A 26,452-nucleotide genomic window follows, 5' to 3' on the forward strand; every position below is an offset into this window, starting at 1 on the left:
AATATGTGTAATAAATTGTAAATCAAGAGTTTAAATATTGATTTCTTTATGAAATGTTAAAGTAGAAGTGTTACTTTTTGTATACAGGTGTATAGTGAATACACATTTTGTGTATCGTTCATCTATCAAGCTTAGGTGGCTTCCTATTAGATTTTTTTAAAGCAGTTACTTTCTTTGATCTTAATCGTCGTTCTATGGAGTTTTTTGAAGGTTTTGTTTTCTTTCTAACTTTTGCTTTTCTAAGATGTTGTTTCAGTAATACGATGAGCCTTTCAATTACAATAGCTTTGTTTCGGTGCTGACTTCTAGATTCACTACATTGAAGTGATATAATTCCTTCCGAAGTGATTCTATTTTGTAAGCGTTGCTGTAACCGCTGTTTTTCAGATGCCGTAAGACCTTCAGAATTTAGGACATTAAAGCTTAATACTACTTTACTCGCAGTTTTATTTACATGTTGACCTCCTGCCCCACTACTGCGTATGGCTTTAAAATCAAGTTCTTTAATAATGGTTTCGGTATGCATTATAAATTAGGACGGTGTTCTTTTTGTAATAAGTCGTTTACCGTTTTAACAGGATTGAACGTTTGTAAAGGAACTTCAATAAAAATAGTATTCCAGTGTGCCATTGCTCCATTCCAAAGACCGGGTAGTTCAAGAGCTTTTAAAGGTTTTCCGTATTGGGATTTTAAAGAAATAAAACCAGAATTAGGATCACTAAATTTTTGAAGATCAAATTTATTACCTTCATAATCACGCAAACCACAAACAAGATCTACAGGGTTAAAGTGTGTTGCTTCGTTGGCAATAGATCGTTGATGGTTATTTTGTGTATCTATTTGTGCCATCTCTACAATTTGTAACGACATATTCCCTTGATCATCCTTGATCCAAAAAGGGCCGCCACCAGGTGCTCCAGTATTTTTTACGACACCACAAACTCGAAGAGGTCGGTTTAAAACAGATTTTAAAGCTAAAATCGAATCGGGTATTTCCTTTTTATTTAATTCGTTCCAAAGAAAACTTTTCACTTCGTTAACTGTTTGTTTAGAAACTGTTTCTTCACAAAGCTGATGCATGTAGTTAAATATTTTTTCCTGTACAGTTACTAATTTTCCAGCAAGTACTTTTTTATGAAAGGCAATTACAGGCACATAATCTTCTGCCACAACATTGTCAATATTTTTTATGAATACAAGGTCCGCATTTATTTCATTTAAATTTTTTAGTAAGGCGCCATGACCTGAAGGGCGAAATATTAATTGGTTGTCTTTATCTCGAAAAACTTTATTATTTCCAGTCACCGCGATGGTGTCGGTTTCGGGTTTTTGAAAAGAATAAGAAATATTAAATCGTTTTTTTGTTTTTTTACTTACACGCTTTTTAACTTCTTCAAATTCTTCTCTAAAAAAGTCAACATGTTTTTCTGAGAATGTAAAATGCAAGTACGCTTCATCGTTAGCCGTGGCATAAAAAGCAGCTTCAAAAAGCTGTTCTTCGAAAGCGGTTGTGTAATACTTATTGTATTTATGAAACGGTATTAATCCTTTAGGTAACATGCTAAAATTCAACCCTTCTTCGTGTAAAAGCATTTTCGCTAACATCACGGCACGTTCTCCCTTCTTACTATTTTTGTAATTCGGATAATGCATTCTAATTTTTTTTCGCACCATATTTACAAATGCAAAATCCCCAATAGATTTAAAAAATAATGCTACTTGAGTATGGTTTCCCTTTCGTATATAGTCTAGTAATCGACCTTTTTCAGGATCGTATGTATCAAGGAATTGGTGTAAAAACTTGAACATTCGAGTGGCTGCGCCTGAGGCGGGAACAAACTTTACTAGTTCAAGTGCATCCCTTTTTGTTTCATACAAGTTGACTAAATCCTCTTGCTCTTGTTTGGTAAGTTGCAGAATTCCGTTGTTTATGGAGGCAGCCGTGATTACATCTGCATAAGGAATACCGTTCTTAAAGGTTTCAATTTGATCGTTAATTTTATCTACTGTGAGGCCGTGCTCTATAATTTGTTGCACATCTTTTTTAAATAACATTGTTTCGTTTACGTGTCTTTTCGTCGATTAATCTTACAGCGTTGGTAAAGCGCTCTTCTTGAGTACCCTTCAGAATTGAAAACGGTAATTTTTGATTAGTTAGTTCGTTTTCAAAAATACAGAACATTTTTTCCCTATCATCGGGTCTATCACGTAAATCATCGAATACCCATTTTGTGTCGATGTATGTTAAAAAGTAGTGTGTATACTCATTTTTTAATGCAAACTCCTCAATTTCAGAGGGACAGAAACCATTGTAATAATATTCTGAATATACTTTAAGTTCCAATAAATTAGTGTCACAGAACAACAGGTCGCTGGTTTTTTCTGAAAGTTCATTTTCCCAATGCATCTGTCCGTAAGCAATAGGCAACAAATCTTCCCGTTCACACTTTTTTTTTGATACATCCCATTTTTTCTGAAGATACTCACGCATGTATTCAGGAACCCATCGTGTATTATAATGGGCTGCGAGTTGTTTTGCTAAGGTAGTTTTTCCTGTAGATTCGGGACCAAAAAGGACAAACTTTAAACAATCTGAAGGTTTTTGTGTAAGTGTTTTTTCCATGCGAAATATCCAAATATGGCTATAAAGGTAAATATGAAATACTGAAAACTAGTAAAAGTAAATCCTTTGTAAAAATACAGCGGAACCGAAATAAGATCTCCAACGATCCAGTACAACCAATTTTCGATCTTTCTTTTTGCCATAAGCCACATTCCAACAAAAAATATCGCTGTGGTTACTGTATCAACATAAGCAGTCCAGCTATTCCACTTATCGAATGCCTTATAAATGATGAAAACAAACAATAGTGTGGCTATAAAAATTCCTGCCGAGATAAGGTGTTCTTTTTTTGTGGTAGTGGAGATGGGCGTGACATGGGTAGCATCGACTTTGCGTGTCCAAATATACCAACCATAAACACTCATTATAAAATAGTAGCCATTAATCATCATGTCCCCCAATAACCCCCACTTTAATAAGAGATACACGAAAAGCGCCGTACTAATCATCCCGGTGGGAAACACCCATATTTTGTTCTCTTTCGAAAACCACACCGAAAGAAAACCAAAAATCACTGCAACAATTTCTATAATAATATCACTGGTGGGATACCCTTGATACTGCCCGAAAAGAAAATCAAAAATGGGGTTCATAGTCGCTTCTATTCGATTTTACAATTTTAATATAGAGCAAACCACGTTCTACAGCATCTAAAGCAACCTTCATTTCAGTCGTGAGCAACTTCATCACTTCATCATAGTCTCCATAGACTTGTGTACTTAAAGGGTTCTCTAGAACTTTTAGATCAGAATCACGTAACCTTTTAATAAAATCGATAATCGCAGGTTCATATTCATCCTGCAAAGGTGTTAAGGTAAGTTCTACAGATATTTGCATAACATTCTTGCTTCGGTTTAATACTCTCTAATACCACAAAGGTACTTTTATTCTTTGTGAGATGTAATCGCCAGACATTAAGATTTAATAAGCATATTGAAGTTTATAACTAAAGAACTATATTAATAATACAAGATTAAATTAAAAAATAAGGCATAATTTTATACATTGTTAGTAAAAAATCTACACGCAAGAATCTATTTTGTTATGATCTTAAAGCTAAAATCAAAAATCGAAAAAATAGCCCAAGTACCTGTTGAAGATTGTGAACTTTATTTTAGTAATAGCAGAATACCTTTAAAGATTCCGGCAAAAAAATATTTCCTTACTGAAGGGCAAGTATGTAAAAAAATGGCTTTTATTGAAAAAGGCGAATTAAGAATGTTCTATATCACTGACGAAGGCAAAGAAATTAATGTTGAGTTTTTCTTTGAGAATGATTTTGTTGCCTCCTATCAAAGCTTTCTTCATCAATCTAAAAGTAAATATTACATTCAAGCAATTTCAGATTGTGAGCTTATTACAATTTCTAATAAAACGCTTCAAAAGGCCTATGAAAACTCATCGTATTGGCAAAAATTTGGAAGAATCGTTGCCGAGAAAGTATTTACATTGGCCGAACAAAGAACAGAGAGTTTTTTATTTTATACCGCCGCTGAACGATATTTAAATCTTCAGAAAAACAGACCCATTTTATTTGAAAAAATTCCGCTTTATCACATTGCTTCTTATTTAGGTATAGAACCTGAGAGTCTAAGCCGATTGCGAAAAATGATGGTTACAAAACATAAATTAACATAGGTCAATAGTAAGGACATACGGCATTGTTACATTTGTCTTAAACAAACTGTAACTCCATGGAAACAACAATGTTATTAGACCAACTAAACCAATCATTCTCGGTTGTTATTAAAGTAAGTAACGAGATAGAAAGCACCCTTTTTTTTAACAAGCCAAAAACAGAAAAATGGTCCGTTGCGGAACAACTACAGCACCTTTCCTTATCTATTGCTCCTATAAACAACCTACTGTCTCAACCGGAACTCCTCACAAAAAGATGGGGTGCTTCTAACAGAAAATCTAGAGACATTCAACCTTTTCTAAACGATTATCACAAAGCTACTTCAGGTTTAGAATGGAAAGCATTCCCTCCGTTTGTACCAAAAATAGAAAATGAAAGCGAAAAGTATGCAGCACTACATTATACCAGTGATGAAACCAAAATACAGGGCTTTTATACCCTAACGGGCAATCAAATTGAGCTTTTGAGAGATAAATTCCAGATTACCGATTCCACAGAAAAGCAAGAAATTATCGAAACATTTAAGCAACAATCCGATTACCTACTCACTAGTTCAAGAAAAATGGATGAAACTCAAATGGATGCTATTCAATTACCGCTGCCATATATAGGTTTGGTAACCCTCAAAGAAATATTATATTTTACATTAAATCATACGAACCATCATTTTAATGCAATTCAAAAGCAAAGCGTGATTTAATGCATAAATAGGATTTACACTCTCTTACTCTTCAAAGGCAGTGCCAATTACCACCATAGCTGCTCCTGCGTTATACGCTTCTTGTTTTTGAGTTTCGGTGCGGATACCACCACCTACAATTACGGGAATTGAAACTGCGCCTACTACTGTTTTTATAACGGTGAAAGATACTGGGGTAAGCGCTCCGCTTCCAGCTTCAAGATAAATAACTTTTGCACCCATATATTCCCCTGCCAGTGCTGTATGCACGATGAGTTCAATGTCTTCCTGTGGCATAGGTTGCGTATCGCTTACTCGTGCGACTGCAGATTCATTACCACCATCTATTAATAAGTATCCTGTAGGTATTATTTCCAGTTCCCATTCCTTTAATCTAGCTATGCTTTTTACTTGTTGTCCCACTAAGTATTCTGCATTTCTTCCCGAAAGCAACGATAAAAATAAAAGGGCATCGGCTTCTGGCGTAATTTGTGAGTGATCTCCAGGGAATAAAATAACGGGAAGATTGGTATGTTGTTTCAGTGCAGTTACCACCGCTTTTGTTTCCCCATTGTGCACGGTACTTCCACCAACAAAAAGATGGGTAGTTTCTTTGGGAATTTTCTTCAGAAATAACGCAGTTTCGTTGACCCTAAACTTTTCGGGATCGATGAGGATCGCCAATCCTTTATTTCCCTGAGAAACCTTCCGAAGAAATTCAGTATAATACACTCCCATCCCTTAATCGTTCGCATTCAGTAACGCATAAGCGCAAGTAAATTCATCAAATTCTAAAAAATAAACATTGTAAGTCGTTCTTTTTTCATCGTAAGTGACAGTCGATGTAGTAACCAATTCATCAAGTCTAAAATCTTCGACATAAATATGTTGTAAAAAACTTACACCGGGACAGGCAAAGCTTTTATACAACGATTCTTTCGCACACCAAACAAAAGTCAATTTACGCATTACCGCGTCGTCGTTTGCCAATGTTCTGTATTCTTCTATGGGAGTAAACTTATGGGCAATCCGGAGAATCTTAGAGCGTTGTTTTTCTATATCGATCCCTACTTCCTGATCGCTTACTATAATTGCAGAAAAAATATAAGAATGTGTAATAGAGATGTGCTTATCATCTTTTAAATGAGGCTTTCCATTTTCATCATAATACAAATCATGATCGATATATCCTTCTGCCGCTAATAAATGTCGCACACTCATAAATCCACGTTTGTGTAAGTCGCTTTTCATACCCATTACCCGCTGGTTACAATGCTCGGTAAGTGAGATTCCTTCCGAAAGTGCTTCAAAAGATTCTTCTATCTTCCAAATGAGGACTTTAGTCGTTGGTGAAACTGTTATAGTTTTGTAAAGTGGCATACGGTTTTAATAGAGATTTCGTACTTTTGCGGTCTGAAAAAACCCTTAAAGATTTTCAGAATTAAAAATAAGGAATTAACAACGAGTTTTCCGCCTCTGCGGGAATAAAAATAAAATTTATGTCAACGAAAACAGTACCGTACACAGCGTATAAAGTAAAAGATATTTCCCTAGCAGGATGGGGACGTAAAGAAATAGAATTAGCTGAAGCAGAAATGCCCGGGCTTATGTCTCTTCGAGAAGAGTACAAAAATGAGCAACCGCTTAAAGGAGCACGTATTGCAGGATGTTTGCACATGACGATTCAAACGGCTGTTTTAATTGAAACGCTGATTTCTTTGGGAGCTGAAGTTACTTGGAGTTCATGTAATATTTTTTCTACACAAGATCAAGCTGCTGCTGCAATGGCTGAAGCCGGAGTTGCTGTTTATGCATGGAAAGGATTAACCGAAGAAGAATTTAACTGGTGTATCGAGCAAACTCTTTTCTTTGGAGAAGATCGCAAGCCATTAAACATGATTCTTGATGATGGTGGAGACCTTACCAATATGGTATTAGACAAATATCCTGAACTTGCCGATGGTATTAAAGGTTTAAGTGAGGAAACAACTACTGGAGTACATCGTTTATACGAGCGGGTAAAAAAAGGAACACTTCCTATGCCAGCTATTAACATTAACGATAGTGTTACAAAATCTAAATTCGACAACAAATACGGGTGTCGTGAGAGTGCAGTAGATGCCATTCGCCGTGCAACCGATGTAATGTTGGCTGGAAAACGTGTTGTTGTTTGTGGATATGGTGATGTAGGTAAAGGAACTGCCGCATCCTTTAAAGGAGCTGGCTCTATCGTAACAGTAACCGAAATCGACCCAATCTGTGCGTTACAAGCTGCAATGGACGGTTTTGAAGTAAAGAAATTAGAAACTGTGGTTGGAAATGCAGATATCGTTATTACAACAACTGGAAACAAAGACATCGTACAAGGAAAACACTTTCAAGCAATGAAAGACAAAACCATCGTATGCAACATTGGACACTTCGATAACGAGATTGCTGTAGCATGGTTAAACGACAATTACGGAGACACTAAATCTGAAATTAAACCTCAGGTAGATAAATACACTATAGACGGAAAAGACATCATTTTATTAGCTGAAGGACGTTTGGTAAACCTTGGTTGCGCAACGGGACACCCAAGTTTTGTAATGAGTAACTCATTTACCAACCAAACGTTAGCACAAATCGAATTGTGGAAACACAGCGATAAATATGAAAACGAAGTGTATATGCTTCCAAAACATTTAGATGAAAAAGTAGCAAAATTACACTTAGAAAAAATTGGTGTAGAATTAACAGAATTACGTCCAGAACAAGCCGAATATATTGGCGTTGAAGTAGAAGGACCATTCAAACCTGAATACTACAGATACTAATCGGTTTTAGAAAACAGTTTTTAGATTCACAATTCGTCAATCTAAAATTGTAAAAAAAAGCCCTTGCATTTATTGCGAGGGCTTTTTTAGTTAGGACAATACGGTTGTTTTGCTACGCGCCACTACCGTCCGCGCTTTCCGTTTATAGTTTTGTAAAACCATAGGTTTCAGTTTTACAAAAGCTACCACTGCAATCGCTATTGCAAAATGGTAACTAAGCGTAAAACTATTCACTTTTAAAATACACCTCGATATAATCGGTCGTGGTTATGTATTCTTTCCGAAGCAAATTTACATAATTGGTTACTGCTCTGCTGTTTTTGTAGTTAGGATGGAGTGCATCGCTAAGTGCTTCATCAGTTACCGTGAGTACAATGTACCAAGTTCCCGACCTACTTACATATACATCATCAAAGGTGGAACCGTAACCTTGACTATCTAGGGCAGCATCAACAACCAAAGGCACTAGATTTAAAGTTTTGGTCTGTTTATCTGCCTCATAGAATGTTAAGTAATAGGTTTCAGTATCTATAGTGACAGGAATATTACCTAAATCATCATCATAAGTGATCTGGTATTTAGCATTCACATACTTGTAGAATTCGTTCGCTTCCTTAGGATCGGTAAAAGCATACACATATTGATTGCCAAGTGATTTGACGAACTTTTTTGCTTTCAAAATTTTTCCGTCCTCTAAATTAGGTGCAATTTGTAAAGGAATACAAGACAAGAATAGACAAGAAAGTAACAGGTAGTAATATTTCATATATCGGATTTTAATCAAAAATTGTGCCTATCATACTATATATAGGAAGTAGCCATTACTTTCAATAATAGTTCACCTTTTACGTTGTAGGCAATATACATTCTTAGCGAATTCCATATGCGTTTACTATCTATTAGTATGTTATCCATTTTTATTACAATTTCCTCCACAGCACAGATAGGTGCTGTTATTGGCGGCAATACGATAGAGCATCCAAATAAAGTAATAGAAGAAAAAAATAAAAAGTTATCCGTTACAAAAAACCTAGCAGAGTTTATTACCAAATATTGCAATACCGATCGTGAGAAAGCTTTTGCACTATATAATTGGTTGGCACAAAATATTGCCTACGATCACGAACTTCGAACCAATCGTAAAATGCAGAAAGAGGTATATGTTTCAGAAACTTCGGTAGTGCAGAGGGCACTAAGCAAAAGGAAAGCACTCTGTGGAGGCTATGCTTTCTTATTTAGGGATCTATGTAAAGAATTAGGAATTCAAACCAAAGTAATTCATGGATTTAGTAAAAGCTATACCGTTAACAAGAATAATTTAGCGACACCAAATCACACTTGGAACGCAGTTTTAATAAATGGAAACTGGCACTTACTTGATATTACCATGGCGCGAAGTCAAGGAAGCGGAGGAAAACCATCCTCGTATTGGTTTATGACAGACCCAACCTATTTTATAAAAACACACTTTCCTGAAAATAGAAAATGGAGTTTCTTAAAACATCCCATAAGTCGTTCTGAATTTGAAAAACTCCCCTCGATATAAAAACAAAAAACCTTCCACTGTTTCCAATGGAAGGTTATAATTTTAAAAGAAAATTAGAATTATGCTTCTGCGCCAGGCACTATAGAAACATACGACTTGTTGTCTTTCTTTTTAGTAAACTTTACAACACCGTCTACTTTAGCGTGTAGTGTATGGTCTTTTCCACCATATACATTTTCACCAGGGTGATGTGTATTACCTCTTTGTCTTACAATGATATTTCCTGCGATAGCAGCTTGTCCACCAAAAATCTTAACACCTAAGCGTTTCGATTCTGATTCTCTACCGTTCTTGGAACTACCAACTCCTTTTTTGTGAGCCATCTTGTTTGATTTTAGGTCCCGCCTTACAGCAGGATGTATTATACTTTAATGGTTTCGAGATTACTTCTCAATACCACCGTCTAATTTATCTTGTAATTTTTCTAGTTCGTCCCACTTCCCGTCGGCAGCTAACTTTGCTTGCTTTGGCCATGTGTCTGTTACTAGATGTGCTAATCTCGAACTCGCATCACTTAAAATAGTTGCGATCGCTTCTGGTTTAGCTTTTGCTACTTTCGCAAAGGTATCTAACCCTGCAGCAATCATTGCTTCTGCAGCTTTTGGTCCAACACCTTCAATCTTTTTAAGATCATCGGCTTTAGCTGCTTTTTTAGGAGCGGCTTTTTTAGCTGGTTCTGCTTTTGCAGTGGTTTCTTTTTTAGGAGCAGCTTTTGTTTCTGCTTTTGGTGCAGCTTTCTTAGCCTCCTTTTTTGGTTCTGCCTTTTCAGTTTTAGCTTTTTTAGCTCCTGAAGTTGCAATGCTTTCAATTACGATTTCAGAAAGGGCTTGTCTATGACCGTTTTTCACACGGTATCCTTTTCTTCGTTTCTTTTTGAAAACAATAACTTTGTCACCTTTAAGGTGTCTCACGACTTTTGCTCCGATAAGAGCGCCGTCTATAGCCGGGGCGCCAATAGTAATTGAATCACCGTCGCCTACTAAAAGTACATTGTCGAACTCGACTTTTTTACCTTCTTCAGTAGACAAACGATTTACAAAGACTTTTTGATCTTTTGCAACTTTAACTTGCTGCCCTGCTATCTCTACAATTGCGTACATAGCGTAATCGTTTATTAAATTAGTTTATAAAATCCCAAATCGCAGTTGGGTCTGCACCCTCTCAACCAGACATAATCCGTATAAGGGGCTGCAAATATAATTTTTAATACTGAAACAGCAAAGTGTTTAAAGTGATTATTTTAAGGTGTTTCGCTTTCCATCGGGCGTATTCCAAGAACTTTTTAGTAATTGCATGAAGGCAAGGGTAAGAACCATGGTTGTAGCAAAGCCCATAACGACTAACGAAATAAGAATCATTAAGGTTCCTGTTTCGTAATTCCAACCCCAAGAATCAAGGATGTTCGCAGAAAATTCACTGTCAATCAAGTACATATAAAGCGCCATAAAAACAGTAAAGACCAATGTAGCTAAACCTCCAGTAAAAATTCCTAACTGAAATCCTTTTTGATATTTAAAATTATTTTTATCAGCTTTATATTTCTTCATCGCTAATAAGATTCCAATACCAAATATTACTCCATTAGCTGCACTAAATACAGGATAATGGTGAAGACCTATTAATTTAGAAAGCAAAAAATATGCAATGAGAATAATGGCAATGAGAATCCCGTATCGGGTATAAATCTTAGACATGGTAGTTGGTTTTAAGTATGAAAATTACGAAATAGTTACAATAGTTACTCTAAAGACTTTGTTAACTTTTATTTGCAAGAAGCACTCCAATAAGTATAATAACAGCAGCTCCCATCTGTATAAGTGAGAAATGCTCCCCATCTAGCAACCCCCAAAGCAATGCAACTATAGGGATGGTATAGGTTACCGAAGACGCAAACACTGGTGTGCTCATATGCACCAAGCTGTTAAATAGAATCTTAGCCACCCCTGTTCCTACTACTCCTAAGATAAGAAGAAAACCCAAAGAAGGCATGAGGTTTTCAGAACTCAGTGTTGTTTCTTCAAAAAAACCAGAAAAAGAAAGTACGATTAGAGCAGGAATAAAAATAATTGCAAATTGCCCTACAGTAATAGTCATTGCAGACACATTTTGTAAATATCGTTTTAGAACATTTACATTAACTGCATAACAGATCGAGGCAATCATAACCAACCCACTATACCAATAATTCTGATCTGGGTGTAACTCGGAACCGCTCCAAACTAATAACAAACTTCCCAAAAGCCCAATAATAACACCTAATATTTGATTCCTCGAAAAAGTAATAGCAAATAATAATGCTCCCAAAAGAAGCGTCATAATAGGGGTAGTAGAATTTAGCACCGAAGCAATCGCACTATCAATTTCAGTTTCGGCAAAAGCAAATAAAAATGCTGGAATAAAAGTCCCAACAAAACCCGAAAGTATGATCCACTTCCACTCTCTTTTTGTAATCGTTTTCAGTTTAGAAAATCCGATAATAAACAAGAAAGTTCCAGCAAAGATAATTCGCAACGCTCCTAACTGAAGCGGTGTTAGGCCTATAAGCGCTTTTTTAATAAGTATAAAGGAGCTTCCCCAGATAACGGAGAGAATGGCAAGATAGATCCACTTGTTATCGAGTCCCTTCATAGAGGATGCAAAGATGAGATTTAAATTCTGAATTTAGAATTTAGAATTCAGAATTATTTCCACATCAGTACCGATTTAGAATACCACGAAAAAAATAATAGATTCGTTAATTTTTTGAATCTCCATTTTTAAATTTTCAGATTAATTCTTCCACTCCAAAGATTCCATAAGCTGTCTTACATCGTTCCGCAGATATTCAATAGCGGGATATAGTGAATCGAAGTTTGGCTTGGTTTCAAAATAGACCGAACCTGTTACAAAGTGTTGTACACTGTCGGTAACATAGAATTGGGTTTGTGTTGCTGCATTTCCATTAATCATGTAAAACATTCCGTAGACTTTATTCTCGGGATTTACAAACACTTTTTCAGGAATCTCCTTAGCTTTAATAGTATGGTCATACGTTAATTTTTGTGCATCATATAATAGAGAATCAAGATTCCTATTATGAACCGGCCGATAGGTAAGGTACACTGTAGCCTTCATATTAGGATATACAATATTTACCCCGCAATTTTGTTTATTTACTAAAGTAGCACGATTGTTCTTTTTAAAAATATATGGACAATTAGAGGTGACTTCCTCATAACTTGGCGTAGGGTATTCTAAACGAAGCATTGCATTAGGTTTTATAACCACATCATCTTCACAAGAACTAAAAAAAATAATAAAAAGCAACAGCAGTCCGGTGCGCATATTATGATTGAATTGAAAGTTTAATTTGTTTAATACGTTTATTGTCGAACGCCTCTATAGTAAACGCGTAATCATGAAAAGTTATTATCTCATCTTTCTTTGGAAACCCTTTCGATATTTCTAATAGAAACCCTGCTAGTGTTTCTGCGTCGCCTTTCTCGTCTTCGAAGAATTGTGGGTCTTCCAACTTAATGACTTTGTAAAAATCCTTGAGAGGTGTCTTACCTTCAAACACATAAGTGTGGTCGTCTAATTTGGAAAATACCAAATCTTCATCGTCGAACTCATCACTAATTTCTCCTACAATTTCTTCAATAATGTCTTCTAACGAAATAAGTCCGCTGGTGCCACCATATTCATCTACAACAATGGCAAGATGCATTTTCATGTTTTTAAATTCATTCAGAAGATCATCTAGCTTTTTATTTTCTGGAACGAAATAAGCCTTGCGCACCAATGTGGTCCAATCGAAAGTTTTACGATCTATGTGCGGCATTAAGTCTTTTACATATAAAATTCCAGTAATGTTATCGATACTGTCTTTGTACACAGGAATTCGAGAATACCCATTTTCTATTATCTCGGGCATGATATTGCTATAAAGAGCGGCTTCATTTAAAGCGAAAATATCCATCCGGTTTTTCATTACCTGTTTTGTGTCGGTATTTCCGAAGGTAACAATTCCCTGCAATATTTTTTGTTCTTCCTGTGTGGTGTCGCGCTCGTCGGTAAGTTCTAGCGCTTGAGATAATTGGTCAACACTAATATTCGATTTTTGCTTTCCAAATTTCTCATGAATATATAAGGTTGCCGCGCGCATAGGCATACTAATAGGCGCTAGTAAAGTATCGAGTACATTTAGCGGATATGCCATAAAAGAGGCAAAAGTAATACGATTCCGGTTTGCATAAATCTTTGGAAGAATTTCTCCGAACAATAAAATAAGAAAGGTAACCACCCCTATTTTAACCAAAAACACAGCATTAATCTCAAAAAAATAGGCATTAAAAGTATAGTTCCAATCTTTAAACCAAATACTGCTCAAGCTTTCAAACAGTAGAACAATGGCAATATTAATTGCATTGTTCGCTACTAGAATTGTAGCTAGTAATTTTTTTGGTTTTCCAAGTAATTTCTGAACGATCTCCAACTGTTTCGAACCTTTTGAAGCTGCGTCGGTCCCCTCAAAATCGGTAGAAGTTAGCGAAAAGAAAGCCACTTCGGCTCCCGAAATTAATGCAGAGCAAAGTAACAACACCAACAAAAACAGCACGCTAGTGATCTGCGTAATGTCGATAAGGTTAATAAACAATAAACTCGGAGGTTCTAGGTCCAAAATGTGTCTTTAATTTACTATTAAAAAGGAAGATCATCATCGTCATCGGTAGCTTGTTGAGAAGCCGGTTGCGATTGGGACTGCTGATTTGTATTTTGTTGTGCATTCGATGGGTTCGAGGTTGGCATTGCACCACTTTCAGTTTTAGGAGTTAAAAACGTAAAATCGGTACATTGAATTTCGGTACTATATCGATCCTGCCCTTTTTCATCCTGCCATTTACGAGTTTTAAGTCGCCCTTCAATATACACCTTATCTCCTTTATGCAAATACTTTTCACATATTTCAGCACCTTTGTTTCGAACCACAATATTATGCCATTCGGTATTACTCACCTTTTCTCCTGTAGTACGATTGGTATAGGTCTCGTTTGTGGCTAGCGGAAATCTTCCAATACTGCCACCACCTTCAAAATAGTGCATCTTTACTTCATCTCCTGTATGCCCAATAAGCATAACTTTATTCAATGTTCCACTCATCTGTCTGCTATTTATATTCGTTACAAAGGTAGCGTATGTGTTTTAAATATAGTGCTTTTTCAATTTGTAAAGGCTGAAAATTCTGAAATAAAATTTTGAATCAATACTGGTACCGGGTAGTCTCTTATTTCTGAAATAGGAACTCTATTCTTTTTTACTTCTGAAACTGAAACAATCCAAAAACGCGTATAGAGATGCTGATGAGACAATTTATGTATTACAGAATCTTCCTTATACAACACCACACTCTGAAGCTGTATTCCAGCCACCAAAGTTTTAAAACCCGTTTCCTTCTTTAATACATCCAGCGAAACTTCTTTCTCTGTTTCCACCAAGGGAAATTCATATAATTGCTGCCAAATTCCTTTCTGAGTACGCTGAATAAGTTGTGTGGTATTATCAGGCGAAAGAAACACAAGATAATTGAAAAACCGTTTTTTTACTTTTACCTTTTTAAGTTTAACAGGAATCTCTTTTACGCTACCATTATTATACGCTACACACTCATCTTTAAAAATACACCGCGAACATTCTGGGTTCTGAGGCACACAAAACCGAGCACCAAACTCCATTATTGCTTGATTATATGTGCCAGGGTTCGATTCCTCCAGTAACTTTTGTGCTAACACCTTAAAGTCTTTAATTCCTTTAGATACATTAATAGGTGTTGTAATTCCAAAAACACGTGCTAAAACACGATACACATTTCCATCGACCACTGCATGCGGCAGGCTAAAACAAATAGAGGCAATAGCACTGGCCGTATAATCCCCCACACCTTTTAAGGCTACTAGATCTTTATAAGTAGATGGAAACCTCCCGTTTAACTCATACGCAATGTATTTTGCTGTAGTATGTAGGTTCCTTGCACGAGAATAATATCCCAAACCTTGCCATAATTTTAACACTTCAGCTTCAGATGCTGCTGCAAGATCAAAAACTGTAGGAAACGTCTCTGTAAATTTAAAATAATAGGGCATTCCTTGTGCAACGCGGGTTTGTTGTAACATAATTTCCGAAAGCCAAATAAAGTAAGGGTCTTTCGTGCCTCGCCATGGAAGCTCACGTTTGTTTTCTAAATACCACGAAATGAGTTTATTAGAAAAAAAAGGGGCATTTTCGTTCATAGAACAAAAATACGCTATATATGGTTATATTTTAACGCATTAACCTTTGAGGAATTGATTATAAAATTGTTATATTTGCCCTCTTGAAAAAAAATAAAACCTAAATTTACTTATTAAAAAAATTAATCATGACGAAAGCAGATATTGTTGAAAAGATTTCAGAAAAATTAGGAATGGAAAAAGGAGACGTACAAGCTACTGTTGAAACATTCATGGAAGAAGTAAAAACTTCTTTAGAAGGTGGTGACAATGTTTACCTTAGAGGTTTCGGAAGTTTTATTATTAAGAAAAGAGCAGAAAAAACTGGAAGAAATATTTCTAAAAATACAACTATTAAGATCCCCGCTCATAACATCCCTGCATTTAAGCCTGCAAAGATATTTGTAGAAGGAGTGAAAACAAACGTTGAAGTAAAATAATAATAACGCCCTCGGTGCTCCGAGGGCTTCTTAAAAATCAATAGACTATGCCAAGTGGTAAAAAAAGAAAAAGACATAAGGTTGCAACGCACAAACGTAAAAAAAGAAGACGCGCGAATCGCCACAAGAAGAAGTAGTTTTTCAACTACTTTTTTTGTTTAAAGAAATTACTAGTACGTTCTTTGAAAAAGAGACAAACCTTCCTTATTGTTAAAGGAAAAAGTGGTCTCAGCAGGTTTATAAATATAAGACCTGTTATTGAAATATTGTTTAATCCATTTGTCACGTGTACAGCGTGACGGATAAAAATTAATTAAAGTGAGCTACGAATTATTTATTAGATCCAGTTCACAAGAAGTTGATTTTGCCCTGCTAAAAGATGGAAAATTATTAGAATTACATAAAGAAGAAGAGGACAATAAGTTTTCGGTAGGAGATGTCTATCTCGCAAAAATCCGAAAAACGGTTCCTGGCTTAAATGCTGCCTTCGTAAATGTAGGATACGAAAAAGATGCATTTTTGCACTATCACGATCTGGGGCCCAAGGTCTCTTCCCTACTAAAATTTGTAAAAAGTGTAAGTTCTGGTAAACTTAAAGACTTCTCTTTAAAAAATTTTCCATTCGAAAAAGAGATTGATAAAAACGGAGGTATTAATGATGCCCTGAAATCGAATCAATCTATTTTAGTACAAATCGTTAAAGAGCCTATTTCTACTAAAGGACCAAGAATTAGTTCCGAACTTTCTATAGCCGGACGTTATATTGTTCTTGTTCCTTTTTCTGATCGCATATCTATTTCACAAAAAATAGAATCGAAAGAAGAAAAGGAAAGGCTCAAACGATTAATCATGAGTATTCGACCCAAAGGATTTGGTGTTATAATACGTACCGTTGCAGAAGGCAAAAAAGTAGCAGAACTGGATAGAGATTTACAAAATCTCATGGATCGCTGGACAGCGATGTGTAAAAAGCTACGAGGAGCACACCATCCTTCAAAGGTGTTAAGCGAGTTAGACAGAGGAGCTTCTATTATTCGAGATATTTTTAACGATTCCTTTACAAATATCTGTATCGACGATGAAACTCTTTACTTGCAAATAAAAGATTATGTTGCGGAGATCGCTCCCAATAAAGAAGGAATTGTAAAATTGTACGATTCGAACGTCCCAATGTTTGAGAAATTTGGGATCGAGCGACAAATTAAGACCTCTTTCGGAAAAACAGTCTCTGGAAGTAAAGGAGCCTATTTAGTTATTGAACACACTGAAGCGATGCACGTCATCGATGTAAACAGTGGGAACCGAAGTAACAAATCTAAGAATCAAGAAGATACGGCCCTAGAAGTAAACATGATCGCTGCAAGTGATGTTGCAAGACAACTTCGACTGCGCGATATGGGTGGAATTATTGTAGTAGACTTTATCGATATGGCAAGTGCTGCCAATAGAAAAAAACTCTACAACTATCTTCGTGACGAAATGAAAGAAGATAGAGCAAAACATAAAATTCTCCCTCCGAGTAAATTCGGATTGATTCAAATTACCCGCCAACGCGTGCGTCCGGAAATGAATATTAAAACACGCGAAGAAGCCCCCGGAGGCGAAGATGGCGAAATTGAAGCACCTATCATTGTGGTAGATCGCATCAATGAAGAAGTAAAACGCCTTTTTAAAAAGGACTATAAAAAGATCACGCTAAATGCACATCCTTTTATAGCAGCCTTTTTAACAAAAGGATTTCCATCGATACGAACCAAATGGTTCATGGAGCATAAAAAGTGGGTGAAAATTCAACCCCGAGATGCATACACCTATCTGGAATATCATTTCCACGATAAAAATGGTGAACCATTAAAGTAAGATGAACTATACATTTAAACCCTCCCTAGCATGAGCTTTGGAGGGTTTTTTTATGCATTATTGTTGGGCATTCCCCTCCTACGCTAAAGCTTCGAAGGGTCGGGCTTTCAGCGCTACACGGTAGCTTGCTTCAATCCCTAATGCAAAAAAGTTCTTCCCTCGTTCCACATTCCGATCCAATAAAATAAACGCCACAAAACAGTATCTTTGAATGCTATGCAATACCAACACAAAACCTATTCTGTAACAGAAGCCCAAGCACGATTAGAAAACTATTGTGCCTACCAAGAGCGTTGCCATAAGGAAGTGCGGCAAAAGTTACGGGATATGAACATGATTCCAGATGCAATCGATCTTATAATAAATCATTTGCTTCAAGAGAACTACCTAAATGAAACCCGGTTTGCGCAGGCGTTTGCGCGGGGAAAATTCAGAACCAAAAAATGGGGAAAAAATCGTATTATACGTGAATTAAAATTCAGAGAGATCTCTGCCTACAATATAAAAACAGCGCTCAAAGAAATTCCAGAAAGCGAATACACTGCGACGTTTCATGAACTTGCAGACAAACGTTTAAAGCAACTTGCTTCCGAAGAAAACCTTCAGAAAAAAAAGAAAAAATTAGCCGACTATCTACTGTATCGTGGCTGGGAATCGCATTGGGTGTATGACAAGGTACGGGAACTTACAAATTAAAAGAAGCCCCTACACTCATAGTAAACTGGTTGTTTAATTGTTCGGCTGGAGTTAACGCCTCGGTATTGTATTTTGAAAAAGGGGCGCGCAGTTCTGTAAAAACCCCAAAACCAGATGTAAAAAAATACCGCAACCCTAAATGACCTCCAAAATTACGAAGTCCAACATACAAGCCGGGATACACATCGAAGTTGGGATCAATATTTAGTACATTGCCCAAATGTGCATTAAAGCGTCCTTGCAGCTCAAATCGATCTTGAAATTCTGCTCCTAAGATTTCATCAACGTTAAGCACATAACTTGAAAAAACTCCCAAAGAAATATTCTCTCCAAAACCAAAATCTAGTGAAGCGCCTATTCCTGTTCCCTCTTCTTGAAACTGAGCGCCTACTTGAAACTTCACGTCTCCCTTACCGGAATACGATTGTGCAATACAAACGGAAAAATAAAAGAAGCAGAAAATGAATAGAAGTTGTTTCATAACACCAAATTTCTACTATAAAGGTAACGGAAAATGTAATCGATCTTAGCGCAGTTGCTTATTTGTATTAACAATAGCCTGTTCATTTTTCTCATCGATCCATTTCTGGCCTTTCAGCTTTCGCATGAGACCATCAAAGTGTCGCATGATCACGATATTATAAACTGCTTTGGCAAGATTTTTTGGATTTCGGGCAATAGCGCGCAGACTCATGGAGAATCCGGGTGTAAGGTATTTCATATAATGCCAGTAACCTTCAGGCATGTATAATACGTTTCCGTGTTCGAGGTGGGTTTTAAAACCTTTGGCTTTTTTAAGCGCCGGCCATTTGTCGTAATCCGGATTGGAAAAATCGATATCCTCACGAACGATCAACGAATGCGGAATTTTATACAAATAATTATTTTGCTGCTGATCGAACAAGATCACTTCTTTTTTTCCGTGAAAATGAAAATGAAAAATATTCGCTAGATCAATGTCGTAATGCATGAATGTATGCGAATTTCGCCCACCGAAAAACATCATGGGCAAACCTTTCATTAATTTTAATCCGAAGTCGGGATAGCTAAAATCCTTCTGAAGTTGCGGTACTTCCTTTAAAATATTCCAAAGAAAAATTCGGTATTTCGTAGGTTCCCTTTTTAGTAAATCGACGTACTCACGCATTTTCATTGTAGCATGCGGTTGGTTAAATCCGTCTTCGTGATGTACGGGGCGATCGTCGTACAAGGGAACTGTTTTATCCCCGGCGACTTCTGCCATATAATCAAGATCCCATTTCGAAAAAGCAGGCCAGTCTTCGATAAAACGCTCAATAACCACAGGCTTTTGTGGCTTGAAATAGTGTTTCAGGAAGTCTTCCTTCGTGATCTCTTTAACTCTGTCTATTTCCTGTAACTGCATAAATGTATTGAAGACAACAAAAATAAGAAACTTCTCCTTAACAATTTCTTAAAGAAAAGGTTACTTTATCGATGCTTTTGTCTTTGCTTCTTCGTTTCGTTCTATGGTATGTCCCGGACGTGACCATCGCGGTTTTTCACCTAAAGGTACATGCTTAGATTCTGAAGCCTCCACAGTTTCGGGTTGTGCTTTCTTTACGAAAGGCTTCATAGGCTGTAGTCCTAATAATTTAAACATTTCCATATCCTCATTAACATCGGGATTTGGTGTTGTTAACAGTTTATCTCCAGCAAAGATCGAGTTGGCTCCAGCAAAGAAACACATGGCTTGTCCTTCACGACTCATCTCGGTACGACCTGCAGAAAGACGCACTTGTGTTTGTGGCATTACAATTCGTGTTGTAGCAACCATTCGAATCATCTCCCAGATAGAGATGGGCTCTATTTCTTCCATCGGAGTTCCTTCTACGGCCACTAATGCATTAATAGGCACCGACTCGGGTTGTGGACTTAACGAAGCCAATGCTACGAGCATCCCGGCTCTGTCCTCTACTTTTTCGCCCATCCCGATAATTCCACCGCTACACACTGTCACATTTGTTTTGCGCACGTTATCGATCGTGTCTAATCGATCTTGAAAGGCACGAGTTGAAATTACATCTTTGTAATAATCTTCAGAAGTGTCTAGATTGTGATTGTATGCATACAACCCCGCTTCTGCCAATCGCTTTGCTTGATTTTCGGTGATCATTCCTAGTGTACAACACACTTCCATATCGAGTTTATTAATGGTTCGTACCATCTCTAACACTTGATCGAATTCTGCTCCATCTTTTACATTTCGCCACGCAGCCCCCATACACACACGAGAACTCCCGGAAGCTTTTGCACGAAGTGCCTGTGCTTTTACATGTGAGACCGTCATGAGATCGTTACCTTCAATATCGGTATGGTATCGTGCCGCTTGTGGACAATACCCACAGTCTTCGGGACATCCCCCTGTTTTTATAGAAAGCAACGTAGATACCTGCACCTGATTCGGATTATGAAACTCACGATGCACTGTTGCCGCTTCATACAGCAACTCCATCATCGGTTTATTATAAGTGGCTAAAATTTCTTCTTTGGTCCAGTCGTGTTTTATCGTACTCATACTGTTATATAGGTTAGGGGCTTGCCTCTCAAAACGTTTAAGGATTGTAAAAGGTGAGGCGATTCGCTGTACCTTTATTATAAACTTTTCTTGTTTCGTAATAAGAAGTCGCTGCTATCCTCAAGCCGGTTTCAAAAATAAATAAAAAGTTTAGAGTCTCTTATGGTTTTGTAATTATAATACTCACCGCATTTCCACCAAATCCTACAGCATTCACCAAGATGTGTTTTAATTGTTTGGGGAAATGGCCCGCATTCTCATAGAACGGATTCTCTATGAACCTGTTATGCATTAACATAAACGTCGCCATTTCGATACTTAGCATTCCCGAGGCTCCAAATGTATGTCCTACCATCCATTTATTCGAAGTAAGTAGCGGTTTATTTTTTCCGAAGCATGCCTCGATCGCATTGTATTCAGCAAGATCTCCTTTTACCGTTCCCGGGGCATGCAACACGACAGCATCAACGGTTTCCAGTCCTGCTTTTTGAAGCGCCATCTTCATAGACTTTTGAAAACATTTTGCATCTTCAGAAATAGAACTATTGTGAACTAATGTTTCTGAAGCATAGCCATATCCGCTTATCACAGCGACTGTACGTTCCGAAATTCCTTTCTCCAACACAGCGACCGCAGCCCCTTCCCCAAGGATCATGGTGTTTTTTTTCTTCGGAAAACGCATCGATTCGCATGCCAATGCATTCTCCGAGGTGGAATATAGTTTTAAAGCGTTCATTTGCGCCATCGTAAACGGCGTTAGTGCGGCTTCACTGCCACCTACGATAAAGGCATCTGCCATGTCTGCCTGTAACCAAGCAACTCCATTTAACAAGGCATGTAATGCGGTAGAACACGTCACCGAATGCCCAATTTCCACGCCATCGATCCCTAATTCTTGCCCCACCCAAGAAGAAATATTTCCTAATGTGGTGGTGGGTGATGTATAGGCAGATACTTTTTGATGCTTCAGAAAATCGGAATGGTAATTTTCAAATAATTGTGTGGCCCCTCTTGAAGAACCAATATTGATCCCAAGGTGTTGCTTCTGAAACTGTTCCGAAGTAAACGCACTTTTAGCCGCAGCGATGGCGAGCAGTACCGAACGATCTAGTTTTTTATAAGCATCCTTTTCCTTCTGAAGCTGCTGTAGAATGGCTTCCCCTTTTGAAGTAATTTTTGAAACTACTGCTTCTACATCTCCAAACTCCTTTGTACTGAATACAGGTTGCTGCGCACAATAGGTTTTCCAGACTTCTAGAGGTGTAACTCCAAGTGCAGATACAGATGAAATTCCGGTTATGGAAATAGGTTGGTTCAAATTTTGTAATTTGCTGCAAAAATAACGGTTCTCTTTTTTGATTTGATTTAATATGGAAGAAAATATACAACGAAAAAGCTGGTTTAACCGAAATTGGAAATGGGTAGTTCCAACAGGTGGTTGCCTTGCGCTAATTATTTTTGCGATTGTTTTCGTGGGCAGTATCTTTTTTGGGGTTACTTCGCTTTTATCCGATTCTCAAGCAAATATTGATGCCATGGAAAGAGTAAGATCGAACGAACTAGTGATTAATCGTATTGGAGAACCTATTGAAAGCAATGGAAGCAACGGTGGAAGTATTAATTACGAGAATGGTTATAGTTCGGCAAACATCACGATTCCCATTAAAGGTCCCAAAGGCGAGGCAGTAATACGTGTTGAAGGTGGGGGTATCGAGAAAACGTGGACCTATGAAAAAATGGAGGTGTTTCTTTCTGAAACCAATGAAGTGATCGATCTTTTAAACCCCAACAATACTCTAGATGATTTCTAAAACTTCTTTAATTGCGGTGTAAATGCTTTCAAGCTGTTTGTTGCTTGTTACAAAGGGAGGAAGTATGTATATCGTATTTCCCAACGGACGCAGGTATACACCCCGTTCCATAAAATGATTGAACAACCGGTTGCGAAGATCTCCATAGCGCTCCATTTTTACATCGAGATCGATTGCCAGTATCACGCCCAAAACCCGTACTTCGGAAATTTTTGAGTGCACTTTAATTTTTTCAGTAAATTGGAGGTGTTGCTCGTTAATTCGTACACTATCATTTTGAATTGCTTTGGAAGTAAGCAGATCGATTCCTGCAATAGCCGCCGCACAAGCCAACGGGTTGGCACTATACGTATGTGCATGAAAAAAACCTTTGCTTATATCGTCGTCTAAAAAGGCGTTAAATACTTCTTGGGTGCAACTGGTAATACTCATCGCCATCATTCCTGCGGTTAAGGCTTTACTTAAACACATAATATCGGGTGCAGTTTCCATATATTCGGAAGCGAAGTGTTTCCCGGTCTTACCGAAACCCGTCATCACTTCATCGGCGATGGTTAGCACATTGTTTTCTTTACACAGCTTCAGAAGTGCTTCTAAACCTTCAGAAGAATGAAATTTCATTCCGGCAGCTCCTTGTACCAACGGTTCGTATACAAAAGCTGCGCAGTCGTTTTCAGAAATAAGTTGTTGTAATACTGCTAAAACTTTGGCTGAATTTTCTTTTTGTGGGGCAGGAATGCGCACTACTTTCAGAAAAAAATCTTCGAACGGACCATTATATACGGAAAGTCCCGAAACGCTCATCGCACCAAAAGTATCTCCGTGAAATCCATTTTCGAAAGCAATTAGAGTGTCCTTTTTTTCTCCTTTATTATGATGAAACTGAAGTGCCATTTTAATTGCGGCTTCTACTGCTGTGGATCCGTTGTCGTTGAAGAACATTTTTTGTTGATTCTCTGGTAGGATTGCCATGAGTTTTTCTGAAAGTTCGACTGCCGGTTCGTGTGTAAATCCCGTAAACACGATCTGATCGAGTTTTAACATTTGCGCGGCAACCTTTGAAGTGATGGTGGCGTTGCAATGACCATACATGGCAGTGTACCAAGAAGCGATGCCGTCGAGGTATTCTTTCCCTTGTTCATCGTACAGAACGGCTCCTTTAGCTTGAACAATTCCTATAGGAGGGGCGCTGTTTTTATGTTGTGTAAGGGGATGCCAAAGGTGGCGTTGATCCCGTTGTGAAAGTGAGTTTTTCATAAAATCACGTTATTTGAGATCGCGGTAGGTTTGGTTATTTCCGAAAATTTTTCTGAAACATTTTAGCATAGTACGAAATTACACGCGCATCGAAATAAGATTCTTCATTAATTCTGCCTAAAATTGGTACTTCGGTCATTTGCCGAATCACACGTTCGGTGGTTGGATGTTCCTTGCCGCTAAAAATAATTCCGAAGACATTTAAGCCTTTTTGCTCTAACGAATTTAACGTTAATAAGGTATGATTAATGCTTCCCAAATAATGTCTAGATACCACTACAATTCGGTCTGTAGGCTTAATAAGATCTGATACCGTTTCTGTACTATTTAATGGAACTAACAATCCTCCCGCACCTTCAATCACTAAATTATTAGTTGTAATAGGGCGTTCTATTTTAGAAACACTTAAGGCAACACCGTCTATTTCTGCAGCGGCATGAGGGCTCATGGGTGTTTCTAAATTAAATGCGGTTGGGTGATATTTGGTCTTCGTATTAGAAACCAATTGACGTACCTTTCGAGTGTCACTGGCATCCAATTCTCCTGCTTGAATAGGCTTCCAGTAATCGGCTTCAAGCGCTTCTGTAATTATTGCAGAAACGATCGTTTTTCCTACTTCGGTAGAAATTCCTGTTATAAAATAGGTGTTATTTTTCAAGACTAAATTTTGTTTTACAACGTACGCAAGTATACTCATATTTTGTGTAGAACGGAAGTCCTCCAAACAAAAATCCGAAGAGAAACGCCAGCAAGGTTTTAACACTCGTAATATGAGTAAAGTAATTAATTTTAGTGCTTTTGCAATTCGGGCATTCAATATCTTCTCCTTGGTCATTTACCGAGTACGGATTGATAGAGGCAATAATATGTTTTGCTTTTATTGTGTCTTCTGTTCGGACTCGCAGTTTTACACCACCAATAGCATTACTCACTAATGGATCGGTATCGATGGTAAGGTCATCTTGTAAGAAAGCATCAATTCCTTCAGATTCAAGTCGACCTTTAATAATCTTAGCTTCCGAAGAATACACAAACGTTGCTATGGTTGTAAATGTATTACTCATGTTAAAAGGATTTTAAGGTGATGAACTAAAGAGACGATTTCTTCTTCTGTATTAAAACTATGCAGACAAATTCGAAGACGTTCACTTCCTTCTGGTACAGTTGGAGAAAGAATTGGACGCACATCGAATCCCGATTTTTGGAGGTGATCCGCAAGATTCTTTACAGTTTGGTTTCCGGAAACTTTACAACAATGAATTGCCGAATTGCTGGTAATAAAGTGTTCACTCAATTCCGCCTTTTTAATTTCATTTTGTAATATTGCAATATTATAATGTAATTGTTCCTGTTGGCTTGTCGAGCTAGAAAGTATTTGATATCCCGCCAAGACTGCAGCAACCGAATAGGGTGGTAATGCAGTGGTATAGATAAAACTTCTTGCAAAATTAATAAGGTACTGTTTTAATGCTTCACTACCCAGTATGGCTGCACCATGACATCCTAATGCCTTACCAAACGTAACAATACGGGCAAATACGTTTTGTTCTATTCCTAAATGTTGTACCAGTCCGTTGCCATGCTTCCCAAATACTCCCACGGCATGAGCTTCATCTATAATAAGATGCACATTATGCTCGGCACACCAATTCGATAATGCAAAAAGGTCTGGTGCATCTCCATCCATCGAAAAAACAGATTCGGTAACGATGTACACCTCCGCTTCGATAGTGGTTCGCTGGCGCTCTTTCTTTACTTTCTTTTTAAGCGCTTCTAGATCGTTGTGCGGGAACTTATATGATTTTGCGTGACACATGGATATCCCATCCCGTATCGAGGCATGGATGTATTCATCGTAAAAAATAAGATCTCCCCGTTGCGGTACAGATTGAAAAAAACCAATATTGGCGTCGTATCCGCTGTTGAAAATAAGTGCGGATTCGGCATGGTGAAATGCAGCCACAAAATTCTCACATTCATTAAAAAGGGAGTGATGACCTGTAAGCAATCTTGAACCCGTTGCGCCATGCGCCGAAAGATGGTGTGAGACTACCAACGCATCCGCCACTACTCCAATTTCATTTGAAAAACTATATCCTAGATAATCGTTAGATGAAAAGTCGATACGATTCGTTGATGTACTTAAACTGCGAAGTGAATTGGAAAGCTTCCGACCGTTTAATTTCTTCTTAAGTTTTTTGGGTAGCATTGTGCAAAGATACGTCACTTCTTGTATAAATACAGGGACATTACTGTCTGGAAAATGAAGGCGATATTTTTATTATATCAACTAATTGTGTTTAA

General features: G+C 37.4%; 32 protein-coding genes. 8 read left to right on the top strand and 24 right to left on the bottom strand.

All coding sequences use genetic code 11. From position 1 onward, the window contains the following. Positions 1–118: 118 nt before the first annotated feature. The 5 genes from arfB to ULVI_RS04495 are packed head-to-tail and all read right to left on the bottom strand — an operon-like array spanning position 119 to position 3,460. Positions 119–526 carry an alternative ribosome rescue aminoacyl-tRNA hydrolase ArfB gene (arfB, locus tag ULVI_RS04475; RefSeq protein WP_068590161.1) on the bottom strand — a complete coding sequence of 136 codons (408 nt, stop codon included), beginning with the start codon at positions 524–526 and terminating at the stop codon, positions 119–121. Continuing rightward, a complete protein-coding gene (locus ULVI_RS04480; RefSeq protein ID WP_068590163.1) occupies positions 526–2,055 on the bottom strand; it encodes a DUF4301 family protein in 1,530 nt (509 codons plus the stop codon). The genes arfB and ULVI_RS04480 overlap by 1 nt, the downstream gene beginning before the upstream one ends. Next, on the bottom strand, positions 2,045–2,623 hold the full coding sequence (locus ULVI_RS04485; RefSeq protein ID WP_068590165.1) for an AAA family ATPase: 579 nt from the start codon (positions 2,621–2,623) through the stop codon (positions 2,045–2,047). Before ULVI_RS04485 ends, ULVI_RS04480 begins: the two co-directional genes overlap by 11 nt. Continuing rightward, positions 2,584–3,216, bottom strand: a complete 633-nt coding sequence (gene pnuC, locus ULVI_RS04490) for a nicotinamide riboside transporter PnuC (protein WP_068590169.1) — start codon at positions 3,214–3,216, stop codon at positions 2,584–2,586. Before pnuC ends, ULVI_RS04485 begins: the two co-directional genes overlap by 40 nt. After that, positions 3,200–3,460: a thiamine-binding protein gene (locus ULVI_RS04495; RefSeq protein WP_068590171.1), complete on the bottom strand. Its 261-nt coding sequence runs from the start codon at positions 3,458–3,460 to the stop codon at positions 3,200–3,202. The genes pnuC and ULVI_RS04495 overlap by 17 nt, the downstream gene beginning before the upstream one ends. Positions 3,461–3,667: 207 nt before the next feature. Here ULVI_RS04495 and ULVI_RS04500 point away from each other — a divergent pair, with 207 nt between their 5' ends. Both ULVI_RS04500 and ULVI_RS04505 read left to right on the top strand, forming a co-directional pair. Further along, on the top strand, positions 3,668–4,261 hold the full coding sequence (locus tag ULVI_RS04500) for a Crp/Fnr family transcriptional regulator (RefSeq protein ID WP_068590173.1): 594 nt from the start codon (positions 3,668–3,670) through the stop codon (positions 4,259–4,261). A 56-nt stretch (positions 4,262–4,317) separates the two neighbouring features. After that, positions 4,318–4,962: a DinB family protein gene (locus tag ULVI_RS04505; protein WP_068590175.1), complete on the top strand. Its 645-nt coding sequence runs from the start codon at positions 4,318–4,320 to the stop codon at positions 4,960–4,962. A 24-nt stretch (positions 4,963–4,986) separates the two neighbouring features. On the opposite strand, the gene ULVI_RS04510 is transcribed toward ULVI_RS04505, so the two are convergent. Further along, complete coding sequence (locus ULVI_RS04510; RefSeq protein WP_068590180.1) at positions 4,987–5,679, bottom strand: geranylgeranylglyceryl/heptaprenylglyceryl phosphate synthase; 693 nt, start codon at positions 5,677–5,679, stop codon at positions 4,987–4,989. A gap of 3 nt (positions 5,680–5,682) precedes the next feature. Further along, entirely contained in the window at positions 5,683–6,321 is a 639-nt protein-coding gene (locus ULVI_RS04515; RefSeq protein WP_068590182.1) for a 4'-phosphopantetheinyl transferase family protein, read from the bottom strand. Between the two features lie 119 nt (positions 6,322–6,440). Here ULVI_RS04515 and ahcY point away from each other — a divergent pair, with 119 nt between their 5' ends. Beyond that, the gene (ahcY, locus tag ULVI_RS04520; RefSeq protein ID WP_068590184.1) at positions 6,441–7,757 is read left to right on the top strand and encodes an adenosylhomocysteinase; all 1,317 of its coding nucleotides are present in this window, start codon (positions 6,441–6,443) and stop codon (positions 7,755–7,757) included. A gap of 226 nt (positions 7,758–7,983) precedes the next feature. On the opposite strand, the gene ULVI_RS04525 is transcribed toward ahcY, so the two are convergent. Continuing rightward, positions 7,984–8,523: a hypothetical protein gene (locus ULVI_RS04525; protein ID WP_068590186.1), complete on the bottom strand. Its 540-nt coding sequence runs from the start codon at positions 8,521–8,523 to the stop codon at positions 7,984–7,986. Positions 8,524–8,661: 138 nt separating this feature from the next. Here ULVI_RS04525 and ULVI_RS04530 point away from each other — a divergent pair, with 138 nt between their 5' ends. Continuing rightward, a complete protein-coding gene (locus tag ULVI_RS04530) occupies positions 8,662–9,303 on the top strand; it encodes a transglutaminase domain-containing protein (protein WP_068590188.1) in 642 nt (213 codons plus the stop codon). 59 nt (positions 9,304–9,362) lie between these two features. On the opposite strand, the gene rpmA is transcribed toward ULVI_RS04530, so the two are convergent. From rpmA to mutY, 8 genes are all read right to left on the bottom strand, one after another. Continuing rightward, complete coding sequence (gene rpmA / locus ULVI_RS04535) at positions 9,363–9,626, bottom strand: 50S ribosomal protein L27 (RefSeq protein WP_068590190.1); 264 nt, start codon at positions 9,624–9,626, stop codon at positions 9,363–9,365. Between the two features lie 60 nt (positions 9,627–9,686). Next, positions 9,687–10,403: a 50S ribosomal protein L21 gene (rplU, locus tag ULVI_RS04540; RefSeq protein ID WP_068590192.1), complete on the bottom strand. Its 717-nt coding sequence runs from the start codon at positions 10,401–10,403 to the stop codon at positions 9,687–9,689. Positions 10,404–10,538: 135 nt separating this feature from the next. Next, entirely contained in the window at positions 10,539–10,997 is a 459-nt protein-coding gene (locus ULVI_RS04545) for a DUF4199 domain-containing protein (protein ID WP_068590194.1), read from the bottom strand. 61 nt (positions 10,998–11,058) lie between these two features. Beyond that, positions 11,059–11,931, bottom strand: coding sequence for a DMT family transporter (locus ULVI_RS04550; protein ID WP_068590197.1), 873 nt, complete (start codon positions 11,929–11,931; stop codon positions 11,059–11,061). A gap of 141 nt (positions 11,932–12,072) precedes the next feature. After that, positions 12,073–12,627, bottom strand: coding sequence for a gliding motility lipoprotein GldD (gene gldD, locus ULVI_RS04555; protein ID WP_068590198.1), 555 nt, complete (start codon positions 12,625–12,627; stop codon positions 12,073–12,075). 1 nt (position 12,628) lies between these two features. Continuing rightward, the gene (locus ULVI_RS04560; protein WP_068590199.1) at positions 12,629–13,963 is read right to left on the bottom strand and encodes a gliding motility-associated protein GldE; all 1,335 of its coding nucleotides are present in this window, start codon (positions 13,961–13,963) and stop codon (positions 12,629–12,631) included. Between the two features lie 20 nt (positions 13,964–13,983). Beyond that, on the bottom strand, positions 13,984–14,442 hold the full coding sequence (locus tag ULVI_RS04565) for a single-stranded DNA-binding protein (protein WP_068590201.1): 459 nt from the start codon (positions 14,440–14,442) through the stop codon (positions 13,984–13,986). Positions 14,443–14,501: 59 nt separating this feature from the next. Beyond that, positions 14,502–15,569: an A/G-specific adenine glycosylase gene (mutY, locus tag ULVI_RS04570; protein ID WP_068590202.1), complete on the bottom strand. Its 1,068-nt coding sequence runs from the start codon at positions 15,567–15,569 to the stop codon at positions 14,502–14,504. A 128-nt stretch (positions 15,570–15,697) separates the two neighbouring features. On the opposite strand from mutY, the gene ULVI_RS04575 reads away from it, so the two are divergent. The 3 genes from ULVI_RS04575 to ULVI_RS04585 all read left to right on the top strand — a co-directional run bounded on the left by ULVI_RS04575 (position 15,698) and on the right by ULVI_RS04585 (position 18,544). After that, a complete protein-coding gene (locus tag ULVI_RS04575) occupies positions 15,698–15,988 on the top strand; it encodes an HU family DNA-binding protein (protein ID WP_068590204.1) in 291 nt (96 codons plus the stop codon). A gap of 318 nt (positions 15,989–16,306) precedes the next feature. Beyond that, on the top strand, positions 16,307–17,848 hold the full coding sequence (locus tag ULVI_RS04580) for an Rne/Rng family ribonuclease (protein ID WP_068590206.1): 1,542 nt from the start codon (positions 16,307–16,309) through the stop codon (positions 17,846–17,848). A 216-nt stretch (positions 17,849–18,064) separates the two neighbouring features. Further along, positions 18,065–18,544, top strand: coding sequence for a regulatory protein RecX (locus ULVI_RS04585; RefSeq protein ID WP_068590208.1), 480 nt, complete (start codon positions 18,065–18,067; stop codon positions 18,542–18,544). Here the strand turns inward: ULVI_RS04585 and ULVI_RS04590 are convergent. The 4 genes from ULVI_RS04590 to ULVI_RS04605 form a co-directional block, all read right to left on the bottom strand. Beyond that, the gene (locus ULVI_RS04590; protein WP_068590209.1) at positions 18,534–19,025 is read right to left on the bottom strand and encodes a DUF6646 family protein; all 492 of its coding nucleotides are present in this window, start codon (positions 19,023–19,025) and stop codon (positions 18,534–18,536) included. The genes ULVI_RS04585 and ULVI_RS04590 overlap by 11 nt on opposite strands. 45 nt (positions 19,026–19,070) lie before the next feature. Next, the gene (locus ULVI_RS04595) at positions 19,071–19,928 is read right to left on the bottom strand and encodes a cupin-like domain-containing protein (RefSeq protein WP_068590211.1); all 858 of its coding nucleotides are present in this window, start codon (positions 19,926–19,928) and stop codon (positions 19,071–19,073) included. Between the two features lie 60 nt (positions 19,929–19,988). Further along, positions 19,989–21,080 carry a biotin synthase BioB gene (gene bioB, locus ULVI_RS04600; protein ID WP_068590213.1) on the bottom strand — a complete coding sequence of 364 codons (1,092 nt, stop codon included), beginning with the start codon at positions 21,078–21,080 and terminating at the stop codon, positions 19,989–19,991. Positions 21,081–21,240: 160 nt separating this feature from the next. Beyond that, on the bottom strand, positions 21,241–22,398 hold the full coding sequence (locus tag ULVI_RS04605; protein ID WP_068590215.1) for a beta-ketoacyl synthase N-terminal-like domain-containing protein: 1,158 nt from the start codon (positions 22,396–22,398) through the stop codon (positions 21,241–21,243). A 52-nt stretch (positions 22,399–22,450) separates the two neighbouring features. Between ULVI_RS04605 and ULVI_RS04610 the strand changes: the two genes are divergently transcribed. Next, on the top strand, positions 22,451–22,891 hold the full coding sequence (locus ULVI_RS04610; protein WP_068590217.1) for a cytochrome c oxidase assembly factor Coa1 family protein: 441 nt from the start codon (positions 22,451–22,453) through the stop codon (positions 22,889–22,891). Here the strand turns inward: ULVI_RS04610 and bioA are convergent. The 4 genes from bioA to ULVI_RS04630 are packed head-to-tail and all read right to left on the bottom strand — an operon-like array spanning position 22,877 to position 26,357. Then, positions 22,877–24,148: an adenosylmethionine--8-amino-7-oxononanoate transaminase gene (gene bioA / locus ULVI_RS04615; protein WP_068590219.1), complete on the bottom strand. Its 1,272-nt coding sequence runs from the start codon at positions 24,146–24,148 to the stop codon at positions 22,877–22,879. The two genes, ULVI_RS04610 and bioA, sit on opposite strands and share 15 nt — an antisense overlap. Positions 24,149–24,182: 34 nt before the next feature. After that, entirely contained in the window at positions 24,183–24,845 is a 663-nt protein-coding gene (gene bioD, locus ULVI_RS04620; RefSeq protein ID WP_068590220.1) for a dethiobiotin synthase, read from the bottom strand. Continuing rightward, positions 24,796–25,212, bottom strand: a complete 417-nt coding sequence (locus tag ULVI_RS04625; protein ID WP_068590223.1) for a putative signal transducing protein — start codon at positions 25,210–25,212, stop codon at positions 24,796–24,798. Before ULVI_RS04625 ends, bioD begins: the two co-directional genes overlap by 50 nt. Next, positions 25,209–26,357, bottom strand: coding sequence for an aminotransferase class I/II-fold pyridoxal phosphate-dependent enzyme (locus ULVI_RS04630; RefSeq protein WP_068590224.1), 1,149 nt, complete (start codon positions 26,355–26,357; stop codon positions 25,209–25,211). The genes ULVI_RS04625 and ULVI_RS04630 overlap by 4 nt, the downstream gene beginning before the upstream one ends. Positions 26,358–26,452 lie beyond the last annotated feature (95 nt).

It is taken from the genome of Cochleicola gelatinilyticus (assembly GCF_001637325.1).
In the GTDB taxonomy this organism is placed as follows: Bacteria; Bacteroidota; Bacteroidia; order Flavobacteriales; family Flavobacteriaceae; genus Cochleicola; species Cochleicola gelatinilyticus.

Coding starts and splice junctions, on each gene's coding strand:
- arfB (WP_068590161.1), bottom strand. CDS start 526: ATGCATACCGAAACCATTATTAAAGAACTTGATTTTAAAGCCATACGC.
- ULVI_RS04480 (WP_068590163.1), bottom strand. CDS start 2,055: ATGTTATTTAAAAAAGATGTGCAACAAATTATAGAGCACGGCCTCACA.
- ULVI_RS04485 (WP_068590165.1), bottom strand. CDS start 2,623: ATGGAAAAAACACTTACACAAAAACCTTCAGATTGTTTAAAGTTTGTC.
- pnuC (WP_068590169.1), bottom strand. CDS start 3,216: ATGAACCCCATTTTTGATTTTCTTTTCGGGCAGTATCAAGGGTATCCC.
- ULVI_RS04495 (WP_068590171.1), bottom strand. CDS start 3,460: ATGCAAATATCTGTAGAACTTACCTTAACACCTTTGCAGGATGAATAT.
- ULVI_RS04500 (WP_068590173.1), top strand. CDS start 3,668: ATGATCTTAAAGCTAAAATCAAAAATCGAAAAAATAGCCCAAGTACCT.
- ULVI_RS04505 (WP_068590175.1), top strand. CDS start 4,318: ATGGAAACAACAATGTTATTAGACCAACTAAACCAATCATTCTCGGTT.
- ULVI_RS04510 (WP_068590180.1), bottom strand. CDS start 5,679: ATGGGAGTGTATTATACTGAATTTCTTCGGAAGGTTTCTCAGGGAAAT.
- ULVI_RS04515 (WP_068590182.1), bottom strand. CDS start 6,321: ATGCCACTTTACAAAACTATAACAGTTTCACCAACGACTAAAGTCCTC.
- ahcY (WP_068590184.1), top strand. CDS start 6,441: ATGTCAACGAAAACAGTACCGTACACAGCGTATAAAGTAAAAGATATT.
- ULVI_RS04525 (WP_068590186.1), bottom strand. CDS start 8,523: ATGAAATATTACTACCTGTTACTTTCTTGTCTATTCTTGTCTTGTATT.
- ULVI_RS04530 (WP_068590188.1), top strand. CDS start 8,662: ATGTTATCCATTTTTATTACAATTTCCTCCACAGCACAGATAGGTGCT.
- rpmA (WP_068590190.1), bottom strand. CDS start 9,626: ATGGCTCACAAAAAAGGAGTTGGTAGTTCCAAGAACGGTAGAGAATCA.
- rplU (WP_068590192.1), bottom strand. CDS start 10,403: ATGTACGCAATTGTAGAGATAGCAGGGCAGCAAGTTAAAGTTGCAAAA.
- ULVI_RS04545 (WP_068590194.1), bottom strand. CDS start 10,997: ATGTCTAAGATTTATACCCGATACGGGATTCTCATTGCCATTATTCTC.
- ULVI_RS04550 (WP_068590197.1), bottom strand. CDS start 11,931: ATGAAGGGACTCGATAACAAGTGGATCTATCTTGCCATTCTCTCCGTT.
- gldD (WP_068590198.1), bottom strand. CDS start 12,627: ATGCGCACCGGACTGCTGTTGCTTTTTATTATTTTTTTTAGTTCTTGT.
- ULVI_RS04565 (WP_068590201.1), bottom strand. CDS start 14,442: ATGAGTGGAACATTGAATAAAGTTATGCTTATTGGGCATACAGGAGAT.
- mutY (WP_068590202.1), bottom strand. CDS start 15,569: ATGAACGAAAATGCCCCTTTTTTTTCTAATAAACTCATTTCGTGGTAT.
- ULVI_RS04575 (WP_068590204.1), top strand. CDS start 15,698: ATGACGAAAGCAGATATTGTTGAAAAGATTTCAGAAAAATTAGGAATG.
- ULVI_RS04585 (WP_068590208.1), top strand. CDS start 18,065: ATGCAATACCAACACAAAACCTATTCTGTAACAGAAGCCCAAGCACGA.
- ULVI_RS04590 (WP_068590209.1), bottom strand. CDS start 19,025: ATGAAACAACTTCTATTCATTTTCTGCTTCTTTTATTTTTCCGTTTGT.
- ULVI_RS04595 (WP_068590211.1), bottom strand. CDS start 19,928: ATGCAGTTACAGGAAATAGACAGAGTTAAAGAGATCACGAAGGAAGAC.
- bioB (WP_068590213.1), bottom strand. CDS start 21,080: ATGAGTACGATAAAACACGACTGGACCAAAGAAGAAATTTTAGCCACT.
- ULVI_RS04610 (WP_068590217.1), top strand. CDS start 22,451: ATGGAAGAAAATATACAACGAAAAAGCTGGTTTAACCGAAATTGGAAA.
- bioA (WP_068590219.1), bottom strand. CDS start 24,148: ATGAAAAACTCACTTTCACAACGGGATCAACGCCACCTTTGGCATCCC.
- bioD (WP_068590220.1), bottom strand. CDS start 24,845: ATGAGTATACTTGCGTACGTTGTAAAACAAAATTTAGTCTTGAAAAAT.
- ULVI_RS04625 (WP_068590223.1), bottom strand. CDS start 25,212: ATGAGTAATACATTTACAACCATAGCAACGTTTGTGTATTCTTCGGAA.
- ULVI_RS04630 (WP_068590224.1), bottom strand. CDS start 26,357: ATGCTACCCAAAAAACTTAAGAAGAAATTAAACGGTCGGAAGCTTTCC.